Here is a 23,321-nt window from a genome sequence, read left to right as displayed (position 1 = left end):
TTATTGTATCGCAGAGCCCATAACGCCCCGACGCAGCGCCTCAATCGCTTCGGCGCGCGTGCATTTCACGATGTTTTTCGACGGGAGCGAACGCAAGAACACCTTTCCGTAGCCCTTCGTAACCAATCGCTTGTCGGCCAACACGAGCGTGCCGGAATCGGTTTGCGAGCGAATAAGGCGTCCCGCCGCCTGCTTCACCTCGATAACTGCCTGGGGCAGGGTGTAATGCGACCAGGCGCTCGAATCGCGCACCGCGCGCTCGCACGAAAGCGGGTCGGTCGGCTTGGCGAACGGCAGCTTGGGAATAACCACGCCTTTCAATGTGGCGCCAGGGGCATCGAAACCTTCCCAGAAGCTCTTCAGGGCGAACAGCGACAGGTGCTCGTCTTTCAGGAAGTCGTCTCGAAGGCCCTTCGTGGAAACGCCCCATTTTTGACACACGAGGCGCAACCCCGCTTCTTTCAGCGAAGGATCGACCGCGCCGAAACATTCTTCCATTTCGCGGCGATTCGTGAACAGCGTGAGCATGCTTCCGTTTTGCGCGAGATGCGCCTGCGTAAGGAAATCCTCGAGCGTTTCCAAATAACCAGGTTGATTAGGTTCGGGAATATCGGTGAGCACGAGCACCTGCATATTCTTGTTGAAATCGTAGCTCGAGCCCAGCATGCAGGTATTCGCCTGCGACTCCTCGGTCTCACCAAGGCCCATAGCGCCCAGGAAGTTCTTGAAATCGTCTCCCACGGCAATTGTCGCGCTCGCATACACCACGGAATGCGTTTTCTCGTAGAGAGTCTCATCGAGCGTAGCGCCGATATTCACGATAAGGGCCTCGAGGCACTCGGCAACACGTTCAGGCTTGCGCGAAAGCTTCGCGGCATACACGTAGTTTTCGTCGACTTTATTCAGAATAAGGTCGCACGCTTGCAGCATGCCCTTCGCATCGATAACCACCGTGGCAACATCGCGCTGCACATCGGCAACACCGTCGACTCCTTCGAGGAATGCGACGAGCTCACTCGCCGCGGCGACGAGTTTTTCGGCCGATTCCTGGAATTTCTTGCCATATTCGCGCAGACCCGCAAACTGCTGGCTCACGCGCACCTCATCGTTGATCCACAGCTCGATGTTCTCGTAGTTGCGATTCTGGCGATTCGTGTCGCACGCCACCAGGTCTTTCATATGGTGAGAGAACGCGATTGCATCGCCCGAGAACGCGCGGCCCGCCTTGGCGGCCTTTTCAGTGAGCCCATAGAAAAGCGAACTCGCTTCAGGCATCGTCGCCTCATTCATGGGCGCGCGGCGCTCCAGGCGCACGAAGGGGTTGCGCTTCGCATCGGTCGCGGCCAGGCGATTCGCAAGGCGCACGATTTCGGCGGCATCAAGCTTCACAGCGAGCGCGCGACGGGCTTCTGCCTCGGCGCCATGGGCCTCATCGACGACCCAATAGCGCGTCGGAGGCAGCAAGAAGCCCTCGGCGGCGAGGTCGCAGAAGAACAATGAGTGGTTCGTTACGAGCACGTTCGCCGATTCGGCGCGCTTGCGCAAGCCATGCACGAAGCATTGCGGGCCGAAGAAGGGGCATTTGCGCTTCAGGCATTCACGCGACGTGGTGGTAATGGCGTAGCGTGGAAGCACACGGTAATCGAGCTTCAGGCCATCCATGTCGTCATATTCAGTTTGCTCAATATACGAAAGCAGGGCGGCGATTGACGGCGCCTGGCTCACATCTTTGCCCGTCACATTCACCGTGCGCGCGCCATCGCTTACGATATGCGACACTTTTCGCATGCAGGGATAGTGCGAGAAGCCCTTGAGGGCCACGTACGACAAGTCGCCCACGCCGGCATCGGCAAGCGTGCTTTTCAGCAGCGGCAGTTCCTTATAGACAATCTGGTCGAGCAGCGCGTTGGTTTTCGTAGCCACGCCAATACGCGAGCCGCTGCGAAGGGCGCCAAGCGCGGAGGGCAGCAGGTAAGCCATCGACTTGCCGACACCCGTACCCGCTTCAACCACCAAATTCGTGCTCGTAGAGAACGCTTTGAGCACCTCTTTGGCCATTACGACCTGTTCGGCGCGCGGCTCGAAGTCGTTATACAGGCTTCCCACCAGGCCATCGGGGGAAAACGCCGCTTCAATTTCCTCGGCAGCGGGGAATTCCATTGGCAAATCCTGCGATTGCGCATTGGGCGCAGCATTTTCGGAAGTGGGCTTCGGCTGGTTCGCTTGCGAGAAGCGGCCACGACGCATGGCTGAAAGCGAAAACGGGAAGGTTTCCGCCTTCGCGCCCGCCGCCGACATCGCACGGTCTCGCTGCTGAGCCGCGATGAGCGCGAACACCGCACCCGTCGACCATTCTTCAATGGGCGCCAGCTTGGAAATATACTCGACCAAATCGTTCGGCATATCGCTCACGGCGGCCAAAAGAATGCGGTACACCGCACACAGGGCCTCAACGTCGGCATCGGCGCGATGGGTTGAAATGGGCGCGTCGAACGCATGGACCAAATCGATCAGGCGGTGCGACTTCAAGCGCGGAAGCGCAATGCGCGCCAAATCGAGCGAATCGATCCAGAGGTTTTCTTTCAGGCATGCACCGCCCGCGTTTTTCGTCACGAAATGGCGGTCGAACGCGGCGTTGTGCGCGACGAGCGTGGCGTCGCCCACGAATTGCACGAGCTGCTCGCACGCTTCAACGGGCGAAGGGGCGTCGGCGACGTCGGTATCGAAGATATTCGTAAGATGCGAGATTTCATCGGGAATAGGCTTGCCGGGATTCACGAACGTCACGAACCATTCGGTGATTTCACCGCGCTCAAGACGAGCGGCGGCAATTTGCGTGAGCTCATCTTTCCGTTCGGAAACGCCCGTGGTTTCAGTGTCGATAACCACGATATTGCGGTCGAGGTCACCATAATCGGCGTGCAAAGCTTGCGTTTTTAGCGAGGCGTAACGCGCCGCCACATCGGCGGGCGTGCCATCGGTCACAAAGTCGTATACACTCGTGTGTTGATCGTCTATTTGCATTCGTTGCACTTCCGATTCGATTCATTCATCCATATGCGTTTTGAAGCCTACCACGAAAGGACGCCGCATGACCTCTCATAAGCCCGGCGATATATATTATGGCGAGTATGTTCGCTTTTCCACCGCGGATAAAAAAGTAGGAGCTGCGCTCGCGGGCCCCGATAATGCAGTTGGCGACATTGGCACCATCGAATTCGTGCTCGACGACTCCAAGAGGCAAGTCGCATGGCTCAAGAACCCCTACGGGCAATTGGTTGGCTTTTTGAATAACCACGACTCATACAACGCGGCCGTCATGGCGGCAAAAGATTGGGAACTGCATTATGTGCTCAGCTTCACCGCCTACAGCGAAGAGCCCGACCCAGGCGAGTATTGGGGCCAAGTCGCCCTTATTGCCTTCGCTCCGCGCTACGCCGAAGAATTCAACGTTTTCCTGAAAGCGTTCGCGAAGGCCGCCGGCGATGGCTCGCGCCCCGATCCTAAACTCAGCAACGACAGCATTGTTTCCGTGCTCGCCAACCCTGCCGAATGGAAGCCTTCCTCAAAAATCAAAATCCCGCGCGGCGGCGGGCGCACCGCGATTCTAAAGGACCACCGCAGCGTGCACGATTCCATGCTCGATGCGGCGCGCTCCAAAAAGGTCGGCTGCTACATCGTAAGTTGGGCCTTTATCCTGGCCGTTGTAACGCTCGTGGTTTGGGCGCTCCATAAATTCGGCCTTTTCTAAGCCGTTCTAAGACATTTTCAAAGCCTTAGTAGACTAACGAGCCCTGCGGAGGAGAAACACCACCGCAGGGCTCGTTTCATTTGATTTCAGCGATTTGGCCTATTCCAAACCGAGCGCGACGATCTTTTCGCACAGCTCGGGGAAGGTCATTCCAGCGACCTTCGCCGCATCGGGAACAAGTGAGGTTCCCGTCATGCCAGGCAGGGTGTTCGTCTCAAGGAGCCAGCATACGCCACCGGCATCCATCATCACGTCGCTGCGAGAAATGCCACGGCAGCCCAAAACCGAATGCGCCGCAACCGCAAGTTCCTGCACGGCCTCGGTTGCCTCCGCAGAAAGCGGAGCGGGGCACAGGTGCTTGCTGCCGCCTTGGGCGTACTTCGCATGGAAGTTGTAGAACTCGTCTTCGGTGGGCACGATTTGGATAACGGGCAGCGCGCGCGGATCATCGTTGCCGATAACACCCACGGTAAGCTCGGTGCCTTCGATGAACGCTTCGAGCATAGCTTCCTCGTCAACGCTCAGAGCCAAATCAATCGCGCCGCGCAATTCGTCAAACTCATGGACGATCGTCATGCCAAGGGAACTGCCCTCGGTCGTGGGCTTCACCACGCAAGGAATGCCGATTTCAGCGGAAATCTCTTTGAGGTCTTCGTCATCGAGCTCGTCGCCCTTGCCAATAACGGCGGAAGCGGCGACATTCAAGCCCGCAGCGGCATACAGCTCTTTCGCCTTGCCCTTGTTCACAGCCTGAGCGCTCGCAAGAATGCCCGAACCCGTATAAGGAATGCCCACGGTTTCGAGGAACCCTTGAATCGTGCCGTCTTCGCCGCCTTTGCCATGCAGCGCCAAAAACGCGATGTCATAATTGCCGTCGATGAGCTCCTTCAGATCTTCCTTCACCGAGGGGTCGACAAGGTCAACAGTGAAGCCAGCTTCTTTCAACGCATCGGCGCATGCGGCGCCGGAATTCAAAGAAACCTCGCGCTCGCCGCTCGTGCCGCCATACACCACAGCGACGGAATAATCCTTCGGGTTGCCTGAGTACGCCATTTCATTCCTCACTCTTATCGCAGCTTTTCGCGATGGGCTCGCGCCCTCTTAAATTGCCTTCGCCCAATATAACCCATACATGTAAGGCATGCTTGTGTTGGGCGTATTTTCTGCCTACACAACATACGCCGAATCGCATTCGCGGTTACCGACTCCTCGTATTCCGAATGCGGCTCTCGACGTTTTTGATCGAATGTTGCTCCTAGCGTTTTTGATTTTTAAGCTGGCCGCACGCCGCCGCAATGTCGCCGCCTCGCGAATCGCGCATGGTCGCCTCGACGCCCGCGCGCTCAAGCGTCCGAATGAATGCATCGACGCGATGCTTGGAGGCAGGCTGGAAAGGGGAACCCGGAACATTATTGAGGGGCAGCAAATTCACGTGGGCGGAAATGCCCTCGCAGAAATCGACAAGCGCCTGCAGGTGGTCGTCGTCATCGTTGAAGCCTTTAATAAGAAGGTATTCAAGCGAAACTCGACGGCCGCAATCGGCTTGGTATTCCTCAATCGCACGATGCAAGGCGGGAAGTGTTTGATTCTTCACGCGAGACATAAGGGCATCGCGGGTTTCCTGGATGGCGGAATGCAGGGAAACCGCCAAAATGAACTGCTCGGGTTCCGCACCAAACGCTCGAATGCCATCGAGAATGCCGCACGTCGAAACAGTGATGTGGCGGGCGCCAATGTTGAGCCCATCTTTGCCATTCAGGAAACGAAGAGCAGCGAGGGTATTGCCGTAATTCAAAAACGGCTCGCCTTGGCCCATGATAACCACGTTGCTCACACGGGTGCCCATATCGTTCTGAGCAAGAAGCACCTGCTCGACAATTTCTCCAGGGAGCAAATTACGCGTGAATCCCTCTTTGCCCGTGGCGCAGAACGAACACGCCATCGCGCAGCCGACTTGAGAAGAAACGCATACCGTAAGGCGATCGCCCGACGGCATGGCAACCATTTCCGCCGTGCAGCCATCGGCGTATCGAACGATGTATTTCCTCGTGCCGTCTTGAGAAACCTGTCGATCGTCGATTTCCGCACAGTACAGCGGAGCAGCTTCGGCGAGCTTCGCGCGCATATCTTTCGAGAGATTCGTCATTTCATCATACGAAGTGGCTCCTTTTTGGTAGAGCCATTGCTCGATTTGCTTTGCGCGGAATGCAGGCATGCCAGCGCTTTTCATAAACTCGGCAAGGCCTTCTCTCGAATACGCCTTGATGCCCTTTTCGATATCTACCATGTTGTATATCCCTCGTCGAAAGAAAGGGCCTTCGGAATATCACGAAGGCCCTTGGTTGTGTGTCGGCGCTATTCAGCGGAATGCTTCATGAGGTCGTAGAGACGATGCAAGTCTTCTTCGTCCTTGAATTCGATTTCGATCTTATTCTTTCCGTTCACGCTGCGAACCTGAACCTTCGTATCAAACGACTCCGAAAGGTCTTTCGCGGCACGACGGAAGAAGCGGGGCTTCGGCGGTTTTTTCACCGGATTGTTCTTTTGCTTCTCGCGGCCAGCAATCAGGCGAGCGAGCGATTCGGCCTCACGAACCGAGAGCTTTTCTTTGGCAAGCTTTTCGGTGAGCTTTGCGCGACCCTCATCGGAGGGAATGGCCAAAATCGCGCGAGCATGACCAGCCGTGATTTTTTCCTCATACAGCATCTGCTGGGCGTCTTCGGGAAGATCGAGCAAGCGCAAAGCGTTCGCGATGGTCGAGCGGCCTTTCGAAACCGCGCTCGCAACTTCAGACTGCGTGCGATTTCCGCGCTCCATCATGCGCTTGTAGCCATACGCTTCTTCAATGGGGTTCAAATCGCTGCGTTGAAGGTTCTCGATGAGCGCAAGCTCGAGCACCTTCATATCGTCGGCCTCTTTGATGCGAACGGGAACCTTCTTCAAACCAGCAAGCTGAGAGGCCTGCCAACGGCGCTCGCCGGCAATAATCTCGTAGCCCTGAGCATCTTCGCGAACCAAGATAGGCTGCAACAAACCATCTTTCTCAATCGAAAGAGCCAACTCGTCGAGCTCTTCCTTGTTGAAATGCATACGCGGCTGGTTCGGATTCGGATGCACCAATTCGATAGGCACCTCATCCAAATGGTGAGGCGCTGCCTCGGCGGAAGGCTCAGGAGTTCCAGCAGTTTCGGTTTGGGGCTGGGTCTGAGTTGCAACGGCCGCCGCCTGAGGCGCAGGAACCGTTGCTTGAGGAGCGGGCGCAACTTCGCGCTGCATCAAGCGCGCATCAAGAGCGCTCGGGCGATTGGTTTCTTCCATATAACGGGCGGCGGGCGTCGCGGGACGCTCGGTGACGCTTTTGATGGTTACGCCGTCGGGCTCCTCGATGAGTTCCGTCTTCGCCACCACATCCTTCACCGCAATGCGCGAGCTCAACGGCTCGGTTGCAGCGGTCGGCTTCGCATACTGCTTCGGCGCGGAATACTTCTCGCCATCGAGCGTTTCGCGATCTTCGGGAGCGAGGTCTTCCTCACGAATCACTTCGCGTTCGACAACAGGAGCAGGTGCAGCAGGCGCGGGCTCCGCAACCGATGCCGCCTGCTTCTCAACGCGTTCAACCTGACGCTCGGGCGCTACGCGAGCAGGCTCGGCAGGTGCTTCATACCCGCCAAGCAGAGAATTCAAACCACGGCCGAGACCGGCCTTCTTATTTTTAGCCACGCTGGCTCACCTCTCTTGCAAGGGCGCAGTACGCTTCCGCGCCTTTACCAGTCGGGTCGTATTCGTTAATCGGTTGGCCGAAACTCGGCGCTTCAGAGATTTTAACTGTACGGGGAATCACCGTGTCGAAAACCGTGCGACCGAAGAAATTACGCACCTCAGCAGCAACCTGCTTCGAAAGCGTGGTGCGTCCGTCATACATCGTGAGCAGCACGCCGTAGATTTCCAAACCGGGATTCAGAAGGCTCTTCACGCGTTTCATTGAATCTAGCAGCTTCGTCACGCCTTCCAACGCATAGAACTCGCATTGGATAGGAATGAGCAGCTTATCGGCAGCAACAAGCGCATTCACCGTAAGCAGGCCGAGCGAAGGCGGGCAGTCGATGAAAATGTAATCGTATTTGCCGCGCACATGGCCAATCGCTTCCTTCAGGCGTCCTTCGCGAGCCATTTCGGAAACGAGCTCGACTTCGGCACCTGCAAGGTTGATGGTCGCGGGAGCAACATCGAGGCCTTCGCACACATCGGGAATGATGATGTCGGTAAGCTGGGTGTCGCTAATGAGCACATCGTAAATGCATTCATTCAAAAGGTTCTTTTCGATGCCCAAGCCGCTCGAGGTATTGCCTTGCGGATCGAGGTCGATAAGCAGCACCTGTTTCCCCATGGCGCCCAATGCCGCACCAAGGTTGATGGTCGTCGTGGATTTACCGACGCCACCCTTCTGGTTAAGAATCGCGATAACCTTCGTGGTGCCCACGACGTGCCTCACGGGTTTCTTTTCCGCATACGAGCGGAGCGGGGTTGCGGTGTATACCGCCTCAGAAGGAGCGGGTTCATTCGTATATGCATCAGCCTGAAGGTCATCTTGGGTGGAAGAAACGACGGATGTTTCACGTGAAACATTTGGGTCGCGCTCGATAACCGGAGCATTCTCAGGGTTGTAGCCGACCTGTTCGCTTTCGACGGCGTTGCCTTCCTGATTCTTAGGCTTACGACTCTGGTTCTTCAAACCATCAAACAGTCCCACGCGTCCTCCTTCATTGATACTGCGTGTATATGCGAGGCTTATAGCCAATGTAGAGCGAAGATGAAGGATGTTTCACGTGAAACATCGAAACCGACGGTAAAAACGCGAGGCTCAAGCCATTGCGAATCTCGCAGGCGAGCCGTCGAGCGCATTTCTGTCGCTAGGTTGTTCCATTATATATTCAGTAAGGGAATTAGCCGCAGCAATCCACAGCCGTGCCAAAAATTCCTGGTTCGCCAATTTTTGGCACATCGGCAGCTATGATGCGGAAGGACCCAAACACGATATCGACGCTTCCTGAAACAACCCCCGAGACGAGAATATCCAACCGCGTGGGCGACGCTTCTCGTGAGCAGTCTTGAGACGGAGGGGTCGAGTTTGCTATCGACGCTTCTTGTTCTTCTGATTGCTCTTCTGAACGAAATCGGCGGGCGTAAGGGGATTGCGCTGCGCCATGCCGACGCGGCGAGGAAGCGCAATGCGCGGGTTTGCCACCTTCTGGAATACGAAAATACGGCGCGTGGAACCGTCACTGAGCTCATGGCTGTCGTCGCATACGAGTTCGAAGCCAAGCGGTTTCATAATGCCGAAGGCGATTTCAAGCTCCTCTTCGGTCGGCTGCGCCTTATAGCACACCAAGCGACCGCTCTTACGCAAAAGGGGCGAAGCCAGCTCGAGCAGCGACCCGAGAGAGCTCAAAGCACGGGCCGTAAGCACCGAAAACTCCTTCGGGCGTTCAAGGGCGAGGTCTTCGATACGACCGCCATACGTGGAGAGGCGATCGCCAACGCCGAGTTCTTCAGCGACCGGCTCCAAGGCGCGAACCTTCTTCTTAACCGAATCGACGAGCAGAGTTTCGCGGCCCGTAAGCACGCACAGGGGAATGCCGGGGAAACCACCACCGGTACCCAGGTCGCCATACAGGCCAACTGGCGCATCATTCACGTACGGCAAGCCGAGCACGCTGTCTTCCAAATGCAGCACCGCACCATCCTCCTCGGAGAGGATACGCGTAAGGTTCATGGTCTTATTGATTTCCATAATGGCATGCAGGTCGTCAAACAGGAGTTGCTCCTGCTGTTCGGTGATATCAATGCCGTGACGCGTGGCCAATATATCGCGAAGCGTGCCCATGGAAACCTCTCTCGTTGCGCGGTGCGCGTGTTCAATGCCTGCAATTGTACCGTGTTGGCCAAGGCGCGCCATAAAGAAAGGCCCTTCTTCAGAAGAAGGGCCTTAAAAGCATGCATATAAGCTTGTTTCCTAGCGGGGGATAATCACCACGTGGCGGGCAGCACCCTCGCCTTCGGAAGCGGTTTCAACGTCGGGCTCGTTGCGCAGGGCAAGATGAACCAGGCGACGCTCGTAGGGCGTCATGGGGCGCAGCTTCACGCTGCGATGCTGCGACTTCGCGCGACGAGCGGCGGAGTATGCCACCGACTCGATTTTCTGACGCTGGCGATTCTTGTAACCCTCAACGTCAACGATAACCGGGTATCGGAAGCCCATCGTGCGCGTCGTGATGGCAGAAATGATGAACTGCAGCGCGTCAAGCGTTTTGCCGTGACGGCCAATGAGGATAGCCAGGTTGTCGCCCGTGATATCCAGAATAAGCTCGCCTTCGTCGCCTTCGTATTCGTCGATGGTGACCTCGCCCACATCGAAGTGCTCGAGAATGCCCTTCAACGCGGCAATAGCGGTGTCGGCGATTTCGTCGAGCTCCTCTTCACTCACATCGTGCTCTTCGCTGTGCGGCTCATCGCCCTTGAGCTGGTCTTCGGTGGTTTCCTCGACCGCTTCCTCATTAACCTGATCGTCCATGATTTCGTCGGACATGGTTCAATCCTTTCTGTATATGCAAGCGCGCCAGATGTGGCGCGCGGCATGGTCGGATCGATATTAGTGCTTTTTGGTCGGACGCTTCTTCTTGGCCTTGCGCTCGACATCAACCTTGACGGGCTCGACCTCGATGCGGGCAGCCTCGGCTTCGGCCTCAACCTTCTTCAGGTGATGCATGGTAAGCTGCTGCTGCAGAATACCGATAACGGAAGAGGCACCCCAGAACAGCAGAACGCCTGCGGGCGAGCTCCAGGAAATCCAGAGCATGAAGATCGTCATAACGCCGCCCATGATAAGCATCTGATTGCGCTGGGCGGAATCGCTCTTGATGTTCTGCAGAACCATTGGCAAGAACGTGGCCAGAGCGAACACGAGCATGAGCACCAAGTACGGGAAGAACGCGCCGAAACCGTCGGAAATCACGTTTGCAGGCGTTTTCGTAAGGTCGGCAACCATGCCGTAGAAGCTGTACACCTCGTCGGGGTGCGAGTAGCCAATCTCGCGCAGCGTTTGGAACATGGCCAAGAAAATCGGCATCTGAATGAGCATGGGCACGCAGCCGGCCAAGGGGTTGAACTTGGTTTCAGCGTAGAGCTTCTGCATTTCCTCGTTCTGACGAATGGGATCGTCGGCGAACTTCTTCTGGATCTCTTGCATAAGAGGCTGGACCTTCTGCATTTGGAAGGTCGACTTGATTTGCTTGTGCATGATGGGAGCAACAAGCAAACGGAAGATAACCGTGATAACGATGATCGCAAGACCCCAGTCGCCAAGGAAATTGGCGAAGAATGCGATGCAATCGAATATCCAGTCCTTAAACACGTCCCACATACGGCACTGCCTTTCTAGAGCTTGTCGGGAACAGGATCATAGCCGCCCTCATGAAAAGGGTGGCACCTTGCGATGCGTTTTATGGCGAGCCAGCCTCCCTTGCGCAAGCCGAAACGTCGAATCGCCTCGAGCCCGTATTCCGAGCACGTGGGAACATAGCGGCAGCAGGGGCCAAAAATTGGGGAAATGGCAGCACGATAGAATTGAATCGCGAGCAAGGCGGCCCGCTTCGGCAGCGAGCGCACAAACGCAAACACGGCATTCATCGAATATGCCTTCTTCCACAAACTCCCGCCCGGAGCATTATCGCGAAGCAGGATTGATTAAACCGGCCTTTTCAAGGGCCTTTTCGCATGCGTGGCTCACTTTACTATAAGAAGCCTTCAGAATGGTGGAGCGTGCCGAAATTACGACGTCCCAACCCTCCCACGGGCCCCCAAGATCGCACACGATTGCACGGAGCCGGCGTTTCGCGGCATTGCGCCAAACGGCGTTGCCGAGCTTTTTTCCCGCTATAAAAGCAACACGACCATGCAAATCATGGTCGTGTTGCTCAGTTCTCTTCAGCACAAGCACCGTTGCGAACGGCGTGCTGAAGCGTTTTCCCTGCGAAAAAAGCCGCGAAACGTCGGCGCTCGACCTAATTGTCGATTTCACGCCGACCTCCGAGGTTTTTACACGGTCAGACGCTTGCGGCCCTTGGCGCGACGACGAGCGAGAACGGCACGGCCGCCCTTGGTCGCCATGCGTGCGCGGAAACCGTGGGTCTTGGCGCGCTTGCGGTTATTCGGCTGATAGGTGCGCTTCATTTCGACTCCCTTTCACGTTATTGCAGCATGTGTTTCTCAATGAATAGCCGTACAAGTATAACGTAGCGAAATCGGATGTAAACCCCCTTTTCACGCAGTTCATAAAGCATTTTCGAAAGAAATCGGCGCTTTCACGCGAAAAACCGCTACTAGTAGGCTCGCTTGTGTTTTCAACACTATATATAGGTTTCAATTCACGACGAATTCTTCACGAGTGGAAAAAACGAACGGAAAGCAAGGAGTTTTCCAACCGCGGAAAACCACCGAAGCGCGATTCCGGCTCTTTCCACCGCGTAATCGAGGGTTAAATGCACCCTATTGTGGAAAACTAAGCTTATTCACTGTCTAAAAATGTGGAAAATGAGGAAAACCCAGGCATTACGCGGTTTTTCCGGTGGAAAACTACGCGGAAAACCGTGAAACACACTTTGGAAAAATGTTTTCCAGCACCGAGGAAACCGCTTTGCAGAAATCTCAAAAAGCTACTATGACCTGGGCTTTTCAATGTTTCAGCCAATTTTTCCAGCATAAATTCGAAACTTGCTCTGGACTTTTCAGGAAAGCGTACAAAACGTCGCGTTTTTCCATTCTCTCCCCCTTGTTTTCCAGTAAGTCAAGCTGTTTTTCAAGGTTTTCCGCATTGGTTTCCAATCATTTCCACCGTTTTCCACATTCCTTGAATAAAAAGTGGAAAACTCGGAAAACATGAGGTTGTTGGCTATGGAAATTTCCACCATGAGTGGAAAGAGTCTTGAAAAACATGACTTTCCACCTCTAGAATGGTGGAACTCATTCGTGAAAAAGTTTTTACAATTTTCCAAGCGAGTGAAAATTAGCGGAAAACCTGGAATAACTTGGGAAAAGCGTTGGAACCTACACTAAACACAGCACAAAACGCACCCGAGCCCGCATCTGGAGTCAACGAGGATTACTCTCGCGCTATCGCGAGCGCACGAATCGCTTGCTATGACGACTTCCGAAGCGCGCCACGCGTGACTGAAATAGCTCCCACCACCACGGCGGAGTTCATCGAGAATCTTGCCTCCACTATCTACACCCAGGCCCAACAGGCCGGCGGCAGCATTCCCTATACCGCGATTCGCGAAGTCAGCGAGAACTTCATCCATGCCCAATTCAAGGAAATCGTGGTTTCGATTTTCGATAAGGGCAACACGATTCGCTTCACCGACCAAGGCCCCGGCATTCCCCAAAAGGAAAAGGCGCAAATGCCTGGCTTTTCGTCGGCCACAAGCGACATGAAGCGCTACATCCGCGGCGTTGGCAGCGGATTGCCCCTGGTAAAGGAATACCTTTCGTTCTCGCACGGTCGCATCACGATCGAGGACAACATCAAATGCGGCTCCGTGGTTACCATCAGCGTGAAACCCGAGGAAGATTTCGACGCGCCGAAGGGCGCGCCCACACGTGAACAGCGCAAACAAATGGTGCCCGCACTTTCCGACCGCGAGAAAGACGTGCTTTATTTGTTCCTGGACCAGCCAACGCTGCGCGTGACCGACATCGTCGAAGAGCTTGGCCTTGCGGCGAGCAGCGCCCATCGCGCGCTCAAAAAGCTCGAGGAAGCAGGCCTCATTTCCACCGTCGGAAAAATGCGACAGGTCACCGACGAGGGCCTGCGCGTCATCGACGCGTTGTTTTAATTTCCACACCCCGCTGAAGACACCACAATTGGAGGATTGGCCGCTATAATTTCGATACCATCTACGGAGGGAAGGCGGCTTGAATAAATATGGATCCAAACAACCCCTATGAAACTTGGCAAGCCGTTATCGAAAAGGTCAAATCGTATGGCACGGTGAACTCAGCGCAGGTCGATGCGTTTTTAGGGCGCATGCAGCCGCAGGCGTCGAGCGTGGGCTTCCTGCTCGCCACCGTCGATACCGACTTCATTAAAGGCCAAATTGAAAAGCGTTTTCTTTCGCAAATCGAGCAGGCGTTGCGCGATTTGTTCGAAACCGAATATGTAGTAGAAATCGAGGTTGACCCGGGTTCTTCGGCATTCATGCAGCAAATCGCCACGCACAATGCCCAGCAAGCGCCGGCCCACATGCCAGCCGCGCAACCGACGGCAGTCCCTCAGGCGGCGGGAGCACAGACGGGTGCCGCGCCCATCGCGCCCGCACATTCCGAACCCGCAGCACCAACCGCACAGTCGATTCAGCCCCAACCCCAGGTCGCGCCGCAGGTCCAGCCTGCCGCCGCAACGCAGCAAAGCTCGCAGCAGCCCGCGACAACGAGCCACCTCACGGGCAGCCAAATCGCGCGCGCAAATGGTATGGACACGGGAGCGGCCGCGCTTACCTTCGAGAATTTCATCATCGGCGACTCGAACCGTTTAGCCTATTCGATGGCCGTATCGGTAGCGGAATCGCCCGGCAAGTCAACCTTGAATCCCCTGTTCATCTACGGAAAAAGCGGTTTGGGCAAGACACACTTGCTGCGAGCTATCCAGAACTACATCCTGGAAACGCGGCCCGATATGCGTGTGGTGTATATCGACGCGCAGGAGTTCATCACGGAATATTCCATCGCCGCTATCGACCACAGCAAAGACAAGTCGAGCTTCCAGGCGTTCCAGAGCCGCTACCTCGACGCTGACGCGCTGCTCATCGACGACGTGCAATATTTCCAGGGTAAATCAGCCACGGTCAATATCGTGTTCCAGCTGTTCAACCGCCTCACCGACGCCGGCAAGCAAGTCGTGCTTTCGGCCGACCGTTCGCCGAAGAGCATCGATATCGACGAACGATACAAGAGCCGCTTCAATTCGGGCGGTACCTACGACATTCAACCGCCTGAGGTTGAAACGAAACTCGGCATTATCAAGTCGTTCATCGAGGAATACAAGCGCTCCGAGGGCAGCTGGGATTTATATGTTCCCGAAGATATACAAATGTATATCGCCGAAATATCGAGCTCTAACGTGCGTGAGCTCAAAAGCGCCGTAACGAAGGTCATTTCGCAAATGACCGCGTTCGGAAACCCCAACATCACGCTCTCCGACGTAAAATCGCTGCTCGAGAACCACTTCTCAGCCGGCGCGTTGAAGAAAATCACCGTCGAAGCCGTGCAGCACGAAGTCGAGCAGTACTACCAGGTGAGCCATGCCGACCTCATTGGCACGAAGCGATCGCGCAATATCGCTTACGCGCGCCACGTAGCGATCTATTTGTGCCGCCAGATGATCGACATTCCTTACAACGACATCGGAAAGCGGTTCAATCGCGATCACTCGACCATCATGAGCTCCGTCGAGAAGATCGAGAAGAAGACCAAAGAGAGTCGAGAGCTTCAAGAAGAGCTCGAGATTATTATTAAAAACATTCGGGAAAACTAGTCGAAAACTTGAGGAAAGCGGTGGAAAGATAATATAAGCAATAAAAGCAGTGGAAAGCAGATGCAGATTGTCAAACATTCTTCAGTCATCAAAAACAATGATTGAACAGGCATGATGCAACCTTTTCCACTTTTCCACCGTCCTTATTACTACTACAATCATTAATTATTTACTTAAGAGCAGAAGGGCAAAAAAGTGAGATTCAACATCAACAAGAGCGAACTCCTTAATGCATTGACCATCGTGTCCAAGGGCACAGCTTCGCGCTCTACCATCCCTGTGCTTTCTGGCGTCTACATTAAAGCAGAGGGTATGGGGTTGGTTATGGAAACCACCGACCTCGAACGCTCTATTCGTTACAGCGTTCCTGCGCTCGTCGAAGAAGAGGGAACAACCGTTATTCCCGAGAAGCTTCTTCTCGATATTGTAAAGAACCTTCCCGAGGCAGCCGTTGAGTTCCAAACGAACGATTCGACCGTCACGGTATCGTGCGGCAAATCGTCGTTCACGCTCAAAACGCTCGACGCGGCAGACTTTCCTCCTTTCCCCAACGTTGACGTTTCGAGTTCCATCGAGGTGCCGTTCGCGCAATTCTGCTCTATGGTGAAACGTGTGGCGAAGGTTGTTTCGAAGGACCAAAGCCGCGCAGTGCTCACGGGCGTGCTTATTTCTACGTCCGAAGAAGGCTTGCGCATGGTTGCGACCGACTCGTATCGCCTTGCCGTGGCCGATATCGCGCTTGAGGGCGTTCAGGAGAATTTTGAGGCGATTGTTTCTGGCGTGTTCCTCCAAGAGGTTGCCGGTCTGCCGAAGATGGAAGAGAACATCACCATCGGCCTTACGGCGAACCAGATCGTGTTCACCTATCAGAATATGGTGCTCATCAACCGCCGCATCGAGGGCAATTTCCCGAACTATCGTCAGATCATCCCGCAGTCGTGGGCAACGAAGACGTGCTTCACCACGCAAGAGCTCATTACCGCGGTTAAGCGCGTGGGCTTGGTGAGCGCTCTCTCGTCGCCTGTGAAAATCGATATCAATGCCGAAGCGGGCAACGCTATCATCAACGCGGCCACGCAGGACGTCGGTTCGGCCGAGGAAATCGTCGGCTGCGAGGTTGCGGGCGAAAGCATCCAAATCGCCCTGAACCACCAGTACGTGCTCGACGGCCTTATGTCCGTTTCGACCGACCAGGTGTTCTTTGAGACCACGTCGCCCATGAAGCCCGGCATTTTCCGTGCGGGCGCAGGCGAGAACTTCCTGTATCTCGTTATGCCCGTTCGCGTATCTTAAGGACGTGCTCTCCGTGGCAAATGATCTTCGCATTCAGGAAGTGCGCCTGGCAGGTTTTCGCAACTATCGAAGCCTCGCATTGGGCGACATTGGCGGACTCACGATTTTCGTGGGCCCTAATGCCACGGGCAAAAGCAACGTCGTCGAGGGAATCCAGCTTTTGTGCGCCCATGGGTCGTTTCGCTCGGCCCGCGGGCGCGACCTCATTATGTGGGGTGCGCCATTTGCCCGCCTCGAAGCGCGATTTGTATCCGACTCGCGCGACTTGAGCGTTGCGACGGTGATTGAGCCGGCATCGAGGTCGTACACGCTCAATGGGAAACGCCGCGCAGCGCAAGATTTGCAGGGAATTCTGCCCGCCGTGGCGTTCTCTCCCGACGATCTTGAGCTTGCGAAGGGCTCTCAAACGCCAAAGCGTTCTGCAATCGATTTGCTTGGCAGCCAGCTTTCGAAGAACCATCGCGTTATTCGCCGCGATTACGAGAAGCTTCTGCGCAATAAGAACGCGCTTCTGAAAGATGAAGCGACCGATGTGCTTATCGACAGCGTGAACGACGCTCTTATTCCCGTAGCCGCTCGCCTCCATATGTATCGCGTCGCGCTGTTCCGCAATCTGTGTGGCCGCATGGCTCGCGTATATGGCGATATCACCGACGGCGCGGAGGAGCTCTCGTATTCGTACATTCCCTCGTGGCTTTCGGAGGATTTGGCGGAGCTGGCCGAGAGCCGCCCATACGACGTGGAAATGTCGAAAGACGAGGTTCTTGAGGCAACGGCGAATGCGATGTTCTCGCGCCGCCTCGAGGAACGTGCGCGCCACCGTGCGGTCGTGGGCCCGCACGCCGACCATATGGAATTCTTCATCGACGGGCGCAACGCCCGCACGTTTGCTTCGCAGGGCCAACAGCGCTCAATTGCGCTTGCGTGGAAAATCGCCGAGGTTGAATTGGTGAAGAAGATGCTTGGCGTAAAACCTGTGCTGCTGCTCGACGACGTGATGAGCGAACTCGATGCCCGCCGCCGCGGCGCGCTCGTTGATTTGTTGCATGAAGATATCCAGACGTTCATGACCGCTACCGATTTGACGTGTTTCGAAGACGATATCGTCGATCGCGCGTCTGTGCTCGATTTGTCGAAGGCGGGTGTTCGCGCATGAGCAATTCCATGAAATCGTTTTCCATGGCCCTCCAAAAGACTTTGCGTGGGCAGGCATCTTCGGACGTGCTTGCGGCTAAAGCGGCGCGCGCCGCAAAGGTGAAGCGCATGTGGAAGTCGGCGCTTGAAGCGTGCGCCGGCCCCGCCGCCGCAGTAATTCTCGACCACACGAATTCGATTTACATCATTCGCAAGGCTGAAGAGGAAACCGATGTTTCACGTGAAACATCGGAACGGAATGAAACCTCGCGCACGTCGCCCTCCGCGCCCCGTTCGGCAGGTGGCGCGTTCGTTCGTCGAAAGCCGCCCGCGGGCGAGCTCATCGTGTATGTGGAAGATAGCCTTATCGCGGCGGAGGTCGACGCGCGCCGCGAGATGATCAAGTTGAAGTTCCTTGAGCTGTTCGGCGAAGAAATCGACGAGTTCCGCATCCGTGTCTCGCGCGGCAAGTACAAACTCTCTCATCCTTACCGTGAAGAAGCCGAAAAAACGGCCGCTCAAGAGAAAGCGCGGCGTGTGGCGCTTTCTGAGGCGCGTATAGCCCAGATTGACGAGGAGCTGTCCGCGATTCCCGATAAAAAGGTGCGAGAAGCGCTTAAACGCGCCATGATTTCCGATTTAGAGGTAAAAAACGCTGCTGCAGTCGAAAAAGGCGACAATGGGGCCTTGTAGGCCGTGTGGACTATCTTAAATCGCGTGCTGAAGCGCGGTATAAAACCCTGAATATGGTAAAATTCGCTAGTTGGATTGCTTGAGTTTTTACGCACCTCATCCAGCTGGTGCGCTCCTCGGCGTCCTGTTCTATGTGAAATTGGCGGTTGAAACGCTTTATGCCTATGGCGCCGGCGTTTGTCGGCGCATCCCGATTTTCATCGGGACGGAAAGGAGGAGGCCGTGGTCAAAGAAAAGCCCGACCACTACGACGGCTCAGATATTAAGGTCCTCGAGGGCCTTGAGGCTGTTCGTATGCGCCCCGGCATGTATATCGGTTCGACGGGTCCGCGTGGTTTGCATCACCTTGTGTATGAGGTCGTGGACAACGCCGTCGACGAGGCTCTTGCCGGCTATTGCACCAAAATCGATGTCACGATTCATGAAGACAACTCCATTACGGTTGTCGACAACGGCCGCGGCATTCCTATCGACGAGCATCCGAAAGAGAAGATCCCTACGGTTGAGGTCGTTCTTACCATCCTCCATGCGGGCGGTAAATTCGGCGGCGAGGGCTATAAGGTTTCCGGCGGCTTGCACGGCGTCGGCGTTTCGTGCGTGAATGCGCTTTCCACGCGCCTCGAGGTTGTCGTGTGCCGCGATGGCGGTAAGCATGAAATCGCGTTCGAGCGCGGCAAAACGGTCGAGAAGCTCCATCGCATTGGCGACGCCGACCATACGGGCACCATGGTTACCTTCTGGCCCGACCCTGAAATCTTCACCGACACGGTTGTGTATGACTACGATACGCTCGCCGAGCGTTTCCGCGAAATGGCCTTCCTGAACAAGGGTCTTCATATTCAGCTTACCGACGAACGCGAGCGTGAGGAAAACGGCTCGTTTAAGACCGAGTCGTTCCAGTATGCCGGCGGTATCGTCGACTTCGTCACGTGGCTCAATCGCGGCAAGGAAACGCTGAATACCCCGATTTACTTCTCGGCCGAAAGCGCCGAGGGCACGGTGGAAGTTGCCATGCAGTGGTCAACGAGTTACAGCGCTCACGGCGTGCTCGCATTCGCCAACAACATCAACACCCACGAGGGTGGTACGCATCTCGACGGCTTCAAGAATGCGCTCACGCGCACGATCAACGAATACGCCCGCGCCCATGCCATCCTGAAGGAAAAGGACAGCAACCTTTCCGGCGACGACGCCCGCGAGGGCTTGGCGGCTATCGTGAGCGTGAAGCTGCACGACCCGCAGTTTGAGGGTCAGACGAAAACCAAGCTCGGCAACACCGAGATTCGCGGCCTGGTGCAGGGTGCGGTGACGAAGGGCCTCTCTGAATACCTCGAGGAAAACCCCGCGCCGGCGAAACGCATCATCAGCAAGGCGACTCAGGCGCTCAAGGCGCGCGAGGCTGCCCGCAAGGCCCGCGAAATGACGCGCCGCAAGGGCGTGCTCGATTCGTTCAGCATGCCGGGCAAGCTTGCCGACTGCTCGAGCAAAGATGCCTCGCTGTCTGAAATCTTCATCGTCGAGGGCGATTCCGCAGGCGGTTCGGCCAAACAGGCGCGCGACCGCAAATACCAGGCGATTCTGCCCCTGCGCGGTAAGATTTTGAACGTCGAACGCGCTGGTTTGCACCGCGCGCTTTCGAGCGACACCATTTCGAGCCTCATTACGGCAATTGGCACGAACATCGGCGAAGATTACAACGGCGATGCAGCCCGCTACCATCGCATCATCATCATGACCGATGCCGATGTCGACGGCGCGCATATTCGCATTCTGCTGCTGACGTTCTTCTACCGCTATATGCCCGACCTCATCAATCGTGGCTACATCTATATCGCGCAGCCGCCGCTGTACGGTTTGAAGAAGAAGAACTCCAAGTCGGGCAAGATTTTGAAGTACATCTACAACGACGAAGCCAAAGACAAGCTCATGGCCGAACTCGATGACCCCGACAAGTACGACATTCAGCGCTACAAAGGTTTGGGCGAGATGGACCCCGAGCAGCTGTGGGAAACCACCATGGAGCCCGAGACGCGCACGCTTCTTCAGGTGACTATCGAAGATGCCGCCGCGGCCGAGCTTGCGGTTTCCGAGCTCATGGGCGATCAGGTTGAGCCGCGCAAGGAATTCATTCAGAAGCACGCGCTCGACGTTCGCTTCCTTGACATTTAAGATTAAGCCGTTCTTACGAAAGGACAAAAGTGGCTGATCAGGATATTATTGCAAGCTCTGATTCGGGGGCTTCGGGCATCAAATTGGCCGAACTCGGCCATGAGATGCGCTCGTCGTTCCTCGAATACTCGATGAGCGTTATCGTCGCTCGCGCGCTGCCTGATGTGCGCGACGGCTTGAAGCCGGTTCACCGCCGCATTCTGTATGCAATGTACGACAGCGGCATCACGCCCAACCGCCCGCATAGCAAGTCTGCGCGTACGGTTGGCGACGTTATTGGTAAATACCATCCGCATGGCGACTCCGCGGTATACGACACCATGGTTCGCATGGCTCAGGACTTCTCGATGCGCGTGCCCCTGGTCGACGGCCACGGCAACTTCGGCTCCATCGACGGCGACTCTGCTGCAGCTATGCGTTACACCGAGGCTCGTTTGGCCAAGCCCGCCATGGAATTGCTGCGCGACCTCGAAAAGGAAACGGTCGACTGGAATCCCAACTACGACGAAAGCCTGCAAGAGCCTTCTGTGCTCCCCGCGCGCTTCCCTAACCTGTTGGTGAATGGCTCGAACGGCATCGCTGTTGGCATGGCGACGAATATTCCGCCCCACAACTTGGGCGAAACCATCGACGCGACGTGCATGATGCTTGACAACCCCGACTGCATGACTGAAGAACTCATGACCGTGATGCCTGGCCCCGACTTCCCAACCGGCGGCGTCATCATGGGCAAAAAGGGCATTCTCGATGCGTACGAGACCGGCCGCGGCAATCTCACGATTCGTTCGAAGCACGAGATCATCGAGGGCAAGAACGGCAAGCACTCCATCGTGATTACCGAGATTCCTTATCAGGTGAATCGTACGAACCTCATGCAGAAGCTTGGCGAGCTCATTCGCGATAAGAAGCTGCCCGAGATTTCGAATGTGCACGACGGCGCCGACCGCAATTCGCCGGTCGACATCATCATCGAGCTCAAGCAGAATGCGATTCCCCAGGTCGTTCTCAATAAGCTCTACAAGCACACCCAGCTGCAGGTCGGTTGGGGCGTCATTATGCTGGCCCTGGTCGATGGCGTGCCGCGTACGCTTTCTCTGAAGGAAATGCTGCATTACTACATTCTCCATCAGGAAGACGTCGTCACGCGTCGTACCAAGTACGAACTGCGCAAGGCTGAAGAGCGCGCCCATATTCTCGAAGGTTTGCTCGTCGCTCTGGATAACATCGACGAGGTTATCCAGATTATTCGCAGCAGCGAGACCGACAAAGAGGCGTCTGCCCGCCTGACCGAGCGCTTCGGCCTTACCGACGCGCAAACGCAGGCCATTTTGGAAATGCGCCTGCGCCGCCTCACTGGTTTGGAGCGCCACAAGCTCGAGGCCGAGTTGAAGGAACTCAAAGAGAAGATTAATTACTTCAAGCGCATTCTCGCCGACGAGAACCTCATGCGTCAGGTCATCAAGGAAGAGCTGCTCGAGATCAAGGCGAAATACAACACGCCTCGCCGCACGCAGCTTTCCGCCGCCGCCAAAGATATCGATGTCGAAGACCTCATCGCCGAGGAAGACATGGTTATCACGGTGACGAAGGCCGGATACGTGAAGCGCTTGCCCGTTGCGACCTATCGCCAGCAAAAACGCGGCGGCAAGGGCATGCAGGGCGTGAGCTTGAAGGACAACGACTTCGTTGAGCACCTGTTCATTGCGTCGACCCATAGCTATATGCTGTTCTTCTCGACGCGCGGCAAGGTCTATCGCCTGAAGGTTTATGAGATTCCCGAAGCGAGCCGCCAAGCTCGCGGCACGGCGATCGTGAACTTGTTGCCGCTCGAGAAGGGCGAGACCATTTCGGCGATTATCGCGACGAAAGACTTCCCCGAGGACGAATACCTCATGTTCGGCACCGAGCAGGGCATGGTGAAGAAGACCTCCATGAGCCTGTACGATCGCAGCCGCCGCGATGGCCTTATCGCCATCAACCTGAAGGAAGACGATAACCTCATCGCCGTGCGCCGCGTGAAGCAAGGCGAGCGCGTGATGATGGTTTCGAGCGCCGGCAAAGCGATTACCTGGGATGAATCCGAGGTTCGCTCGATGGGCCGCGATACCATGGGCGTGCGCGGCATGACAGTTCCCGCCGGCGTGCGCGTGCTTGGCATGGAAATCGCCCGCCCGGGCACCGAGCTGTTCGTGATTACCGAGAAGGGCTATGGCAAGCGCACCCCCGTTGCCGACTATCCGCTGCACCACCGCGGCGGCCAGGGCGTGTTCACCATTACCATGACGGCGAAGAAGGGCCAGCTTACGGCCATGAAGGTCGTCGAGGAAAGCGATGAGCTCATGATTATCTCGGAGGAAGGCGTCGTGATTCGCACTTCCGTCGAGAGCATTAGCCAGTTGGGACGCTCCGCTCAAGGCGTGCGCGTGATGAACGTTGCCGATTCCGACAAGGTATGCACCTGCGCTATCGCGACCGAGGATAAGAAGAAAGACGGCGACGAAGACGACGATTTCGATGAAGTCGAAACCGCCGATTCGAATGACGTCGACGCCGACGAGGTCGAAGCTGATGTCGATATTGAAGACGAGGCCGATGTCGAAGACGAACTCGACGAAACCGAAGACGACGAATAGTCGCTCGTGAGAATGGCGGCCGATCGGGGCAAACCCGGTCGGCCGCTAATTTTTGAAAAAT

At 55.9% G+C, this 23,321-nt stretch carries 19 protein-coding genes; 8 read left to right on the top strand and 11 right to left on the bottom strand.

All coding sequences use genetic code 11. The annotated features are described in order from the left end of the window. Positions 1 to 3,024 (bottom strand): helicase C-terminal domain-containing protein, encoded by a 3,024-nt coding sequence (locus tag Q0D41_RS07605; RefSeq protein ID WP_294377475.1) that lies wholly within the window; start codon positions 3,022 to 3,024, stop codon positions 1 to 3. 67 nt (positions 3,025 to 3,091) lie between these two features. Between Q0D41_RS07605 and Q0D41_RS07600 the strand changes: the two genes are divergently transcribed. Next, positions 3,092 to 3,751 carry a hypothetical protein gene (locus tag Q0D41_RS07600; protein WP_294377473.1) on the top strand — a complete coding sequence of 220 codons (660 nt, stop codon included), beginning with the start codon at positions 3,092 to 3,094 and terminating at the stop codon, positions 3,749 to 3,751. A 99-nt stretch (positions 3,752 to 3,850) separates the two neighbouring features. Here the strand turns inward: Q0D41_RS07600 and Q0D41_RS07595 are convergent, their stop codons facing one another. From Q0D41_RS07595 to rpmH, 10 genes are all read right to left on the bottom strand, one after another. After that, positions 3,851 to 4,804, bottom strand: coding sequence for a D-alanine--D-alanine ligase (locus tag Q0D41_RS07595; protein ID WP_294377471.1), 954 nt, complete (start codon positions 4,802 to 4,804; stop codon positions 3,851 to 3,853). A 202-nt stretch (positions 4,805 to 5,006) separates the two neighbouring features. After that, the gene (rlmN, locus tag Q0D41_RS07590; protein ID WP_294377469.1) at positions 5,007 to 6,038 is read right to left on the bottom strand and encodes a 23S rRNA (adenine(2503)-C(2))-methyltransferase RlmN; all 1,032 of its coding nucleotides are present in this window, start codon (positions 6,036 to 6,038) and stop codon (positions 5,007 to 5,009) included. 68 nt (positions 6,039 to 6,106) lie between these two features. Beyond that, positions 6,107 to 7,471, bottom strand: coding sequence for a ParB/RepB/Spo0J family partition protein (locus Q0D41_RS07585; RefSeq protein WP_294377467.1), 1,365 nt, complete (start codon positions 7,469 to 7,471; stop codon positions 6,107 to 6,109). Beyond that, positions 7,464 to 8,501 carry a ParA family protein gene (locus Q0D41_RS07580; protein ID WP_367113824.1) on the bottom strand — a complete coding sequence of 346 codons (1,038 nt, stop codon included), beginning with the start codon at positions 8,499 to 8,501 and terminating at the stop codon, positions 7,464 to 7,466. The genes Q0D41_RS07585 and Q0D41_RS07580 overlap by 8 nt, the downstream gene beginning before the upstream one ends. A gap of 381 nt (positions 8,502 to 8,882) precedes the next feature. After that, positions 8,883 to 9,635 (bottom strand): 16S rRNA (guanine(527)-N(7))-methyltransferase RsmG, encoded by a 753-nt coding sequence (locus Q0D41_RS07575; protein ID WP_294377465.1) that lies wholly within the window; start codon positions 9,633 to 9,635, stop codon positions 8,883 to 8,885. Positions 9,636 to 9,764: 129 nt separating this feature from the next. Then, positions 9,765 to 10,337, bottom strand: coding sequence for a R3H domain-containing nucleic acid-binding protein (locus Q0D41_RS07570; protein WP_294377463.1), 573 nt, complete (start codon positions 10,335 to 10,337; stop codon positions 9,765 to 9,767). 63 nt (positions 10,338 to 10,400) lie between these two features. After that, the gene (locus Q0D41_RS07565) at positions 10,401 to 11,171 is read right to left on the bottom strand and encodes a YidC/Oxa1 family membrane protein insertase (RefSeq protein WP_294377460.1); all 771 of its coding nucleotides are present in this window, start codon (positions 11,169 to 11,171) and stop codon (positions 10,401 to 10,403) included. Positions 11,172 to 11,185: 14 nt separating this feature from the next. Next, entirely contained in the window at positions 11,186 to 11,437 is a 252-nt protein-coding gene (gene yidD / locus Q0D41_RS07560) for a membrane protein insertion efficiency factor YidD (RefSeq protein WP_123218858.1), read from the bottom strand. A 37-nt stretch (positions 11,438 to 11,474) separates the two neighbouring features. Further along, positions 11,475 to 11,828 (bottom strand): ribonuclease P protein component, encoded by a 354-nt coding sequence (rnpA, locus tag Q0D41_RS07555; protein WP_294377457.1) that lies wholly within the window; start codon positions 11,826 to 11,828, stop codon positions 11,475 to 11,477. Between the two features lie 17 nt (positions 11,829 to 11,845). Then, positions 11,846 to 11,980 carry a 50S ribosomal protein L34 gene (gene rpmH, locus Q0D41_RS07550; protein ID WP_114615639.1) on the bottom strand — a complete coding sequence of 45 codons (135 nt, stop codon included), beginning with the start codon at positions 11,978 to 11,980 and terminating at the stop codon, positions 11,846 to 11,848. A 992-nt stretch (positions 11,981 to 12,972) separates the two neighbouring features. Between rpmH and Q0D41_RS07545 the strand changes: the two genes are divergently transcribed. From Q0D41_RS07545 to gyrA, 7 genes are all read left to right on the top strand, one after another. After that, positions 12,973 to 13,641, top strand: coding sequence for an ATP-binding protein (locus tag Q0D41_RS07545; RefSeq protein WP_367113822.1), 669 nt, complete (start codon positions 12,973 to 12,975; stop codon positions 13,639 to 13,641). 89 nt (positions 13,642 to 13,730) lie between these two features. Continuing rightward, a complete protein-coding gene (dnaA, locus tag Q0D41_RS07540) occupies positions 13,731 to 15,338 on the top strand; it encodes a chromosomal replication initiator protein DnaA (protein ID WP_294377451.1) in 1,608 nt (535 codons plus the stop codon). Between the two features lie 195 nt (positions 15,339 to 15,533). Then, positions 15,534 to 16,631 carry a DNA polymerase III subunit beta gene (gene dnaN / locus Q0D41_RS07535; RefSeq protein ID WP_294377449.1) on the top strand — a complete coding sequence of 366 codons (1,098 nt, stop codon included), beginning with the start codon at positions 15,534 to 15,536 and terminating at the stop codon, positions 16,629 to 16,631. Positions 16,632 to 16,644: 13 nt separating this feature from the next. Next, complete coding sequence (locus Q0D41_RS07530) at positions 16,645 to 17,787, top strand: DNA replication/repair protein RecF (RefSeq protein ID WP_294377446.1); 1,143 nt, start codon at positions 16,645 to 16,647, stop codon at positions 17,785 to 17,787. After that, a complete protein-coding gene (locus Q0D41_RS07525; protein ID WP_294377444.1) occupies positions 17,784 to 18,458 on the top strand; it encodes a DUF721 domain-containing protein in 675 nt (224 codons plus the stop codon). The genes Q0D41_RS07530 and Q0D41_RS07525 overlap by 4 nt, the downstream gene beginning before the upstream one ends. A gap of 222 nt (positions 18,459 to 18,680) precedes the next feature. Next, entirely contained in the window at positions 18,681 to 20,627 is a 1,947-nt protein-coding gene (gene gyrB, locus Q0D41_RS07520; protein ID WP_294377442.1) for a DNA topoisomerase (ATP-hydrolyzing) subunit B, read from the top strand. A gap of 29 nt (positions 20,628 to 20,656) precedes the next feature. Continuing rightward, positions 20,657 to 23,260 carry a DNA gyrase subunit A gene (gyrA, locus tag Q0D41_RS07515; protein WP_294377440.1) on the top strand — a complete coding sequence of 868 codons (2,604 nt, stop codon included), beginning with the start codon at positions 20,657 to 20,659 and terminating at the stop codon, positions 23,258 to 23,260. Positions 23,261 to 23,321 lie beyond the last annotated feature (61 nt).

The organism is uncultured Slackia sp., assembly GCF_934630525.1.
GTDB lineage: Bacteria > Actinomycetota > Coriobacteriia > Coriobacteriales > Eggerthellaceae > Slackia.
This window is presented reverse-complemented; position numbering and strand designations above follow the sequence as displayed.